Raw genomic sequence first — 2648 nt, forward strand, 5'->3', positions numbered from 1 at the left:
GAGCTCCTTCGCGAGAAGCCCTGGCTCCTGCGCTCGGCCTGACCGTCCGACGAGCCGCGCGGCCTTCCGGCGGTCGACGGGGCATGCTGTCTATGGTGAGACCGCTAGATGACGTGTCTCCGGCGTGGAGCTGCCCGGCCGGGAGGAGGAATGCATCAGGGAGACGGCTGCGGGCCCCCAGATGCAACTCGAGCTTCCATCCACCTCTTCGGGTGGTTCGGCCTGGTGGTCGATGGCACCCGACTGCCCGTGCCCGAGATGGCCGCGAAGGTCGTGGCCTACGTCGCCCTCGAACAGCGGCCCGTCACGGGGCGCACCCTTTGCGGGTGCCTTGTGGCCGCGGAGCTCACGACAGCGTGCCCATCACGACTGGCGCTCGCGGCCTGGCACTCGGCCAGATCTTCCAGGATGGCCGGCTCAGCGCCTCCGTCGAGGGGGACTGATACGGGTCTCCCGCTGAGAGGCGTCCCGGCCGTACTGGAGACACGCTCCTGCAGGGGCCGGAGGAGGATGTCCCGGGCTTCGTAGAACTTGAGGTGGCGGTCCCCGCCTGATGCCTGCCGTGTGGTAGGTGTCGGGCAACCGCCAAGCCGCTCGACCAGAAGGGGACCGCCACATGCCCAAGGATACGCAGCAGACCGTTCCCACCGACGCCGAGCTGGTCCTGCCCGAGCAGGTCACGGTCGCGCTGACTGAGCTGGCCGGTGCCGCCCGCGAGGGGCTGCTCGCCCTGGCCGTTGGCACTGGCCTGGGGGTGCTGGGGAGCCTGCTGGAGGCTGACGTCGAGCGGCTGGTCGGCCCCAAGGGCCGCCACAACCCCACCCGGGCCGCGGTCCGTCACGGCACCCAGCCCGGCCAGGTCACCCTGGGCGGCCGGCGGGTCCGGGTCGACCGGCCGCGGGTGCGCCGCGCCGACGGCACCGCTGAGCTGGCCCTGCCGACCTGGCAGGCGTTCGCTGGGACCGAGCTGCTGGACCAGCTGGCCCTGGAGCGGATGCTGGCCAAGCTGTCCACCCGCCGCTACCACCATGGGCTGGAGCCGGTCGGCCGCCGAGCCGACCAGGCGAGCTCGGGGACCTCCAGGTCAGCGGTGTCGCGCCGGTTCGTGGCCACCACCGAGCGGGCCCTCGCCGAGCTGCTGGCCGCCGACCTGTCCGGCCTGGACCTGGTGGCGCTGCTGGTCGACGGCATCCGGGTGGCCGAGCACACCTGCGTGGTCGCCCTCGGGATCACCCTGGACGGCACCAAGGTTCCGCTCGCCCTGGCCGAGGGCGCCACCGAGAACGCCACGGTGGTGGGTGACCTGCTGGCCGGCTTGCGCGACCGCGGACTCGACACGACCCGGCCGCTGCTGGTGGTGCTCGACGGCGCCAAGGCCCTGCGCCGTGCGGTCACCGACGTGTTCGACCACCCGGTCATTCAGCGCTGCCAGCTGCATAAGCTGCGCAATGTGACCGACCGGCTCCCCGATGCCGTGGCCTTGGTGGTGGCCAAGCGGATGCGGGCCGCCTACCGCAACCCCGACCCGCTCCTCGCCCAGGCCGACCTGGAGGCGCTGGCCCGTGAGCTGGACCGCTCCCACCCCGGCGCCGCCGCGTCCTTGCGGGAAGGGCTGGCTGAGACCCTCACCATCGGCCGCCTCGGCGTGCCGCCCACCCTCGCCCGAACCCTCAGGTCGACGAACAGCATCGAGTCGATGATTGAGATCTGCCGTGACCACGCCGCCAACGTCAAGCGGTGGCGGGACGGGCAGATGGTGCTGCGTTGGATCGCCGCCGGGATGGGCGAGGCGGCCAGGCAGTTCCGCCGCGTCAACGGCTACCTGCACCTACCCGCGCTGCGGGCCGCGCTCGACGCCACGATCGCCACTGTCACACCGACCAAGGAGGATGCCGCCGCCTGATCAGCACCGGGACCGCCACCGAACTTCCACAGCGGTCGGGACATCCTCGTGCGCCGGGGCGCCGCTGATCCAGAACGATCAATCGCAGCAACCGCCAGATAACCCGGTCGAGCAGCGGTCGCCCTTCGAGGGGTCTATTGGTGCCGGCTGTAAGCAGGTCCGGACCCGCCAGGCAGCGACTGGCGCTTGAAACGAAGAGCCGTGTGAGGATTGCAGTGAGGTTGGTGCCAGCGCTCCCACGCGTTCCTTGGTACCACGGCGTGCACTGGTCAGACTGCGGTCCCTGGGGTGCTGCGTGACGTTGCGGAGCCCGCAGCGCGGCGATCGCCCTGGGGGAGGGGTGCCTACGTAGGATCCGGACCGCAAAGGGCGACCGGTCGTCGGCGAGCTCGCTGGTGTGCTCGAGTGCAGAACCGTCAGCTCCCGGCCCCTCTGCAACCGCTGCGGGTTACCCGTCCCGCGGGGCGGCGCTCTTTGTCACCCAGTCACGCCTCGCCCCAGAGCATGGCGGCAAGTTCCTTGCACTTGGGGCAGACGGGGAAGCGTTGGGGATCGCGAATTGGAGGAAAGCGGAATCCACAAAGTGCCACAATGGTGCCGCCTTCGATGGCGGCGCGGGTGATCTCCTCCTTGCGGGCGTAGTGGGCGTAGCCATCGCCTTCTCCGGTGTCGGTCTCGCCCGGTGCTGGCTTGGTCTTGGTCTCGGTGGCCATGTCCCGCACTCCCGTTTGGATCAGGCTGGAAT

At 70.6% G+C, this 2648-nt stretch carries 2 protein-coding genes; one reads left to right on the plus strand and one right to left on the minus strand.

Annotated elements, in window-relative coordinates:
• Positions 1-616: 616 nt before the first annotated feature.
• The gene (locus tag VF468_22825; GenBank protein ID HEX5881123.1) at positions 617-1903 is read left to right on the plus strand and encodes an IS256 family transposase; all 1287 of its coding nucleotides are present in this window, start codon (positions 617-619) and stop codon (positions 1901-1903) included.
• 485 nt (positions 1904-2388) lie between these two features.
• Here VF468_22825 and VF468_22830 read toward each other — a convergent pair.
• Positions 2389-2648, minus strand: a 260-nt coding sequence (locus VF468_22830) for a DUF3039 domain-containing protein (protein HEX5881124.1), incomplete at its 5' end; no start/stop codon positions are given.

The sequence above is a fragment of the Actinomycetota bacterium genome, from assembly GCA_036280995.1.
In the GTDB taxonomy this organism is placed as follows: Bacteria; Actinomycetota; CALGFH01; order CALGFH01; family CALGFH01; genus CALGFH01.

Excerpts from the sequence above, each read along its gene's own strand:
- VF468_22825 (HEX5881123.1), top strand. The coding sequence starts at position 617 with ATGCCCAAGGATACGCAGCAGACCGTTCCCACCGACGCCGAGCTGGTC.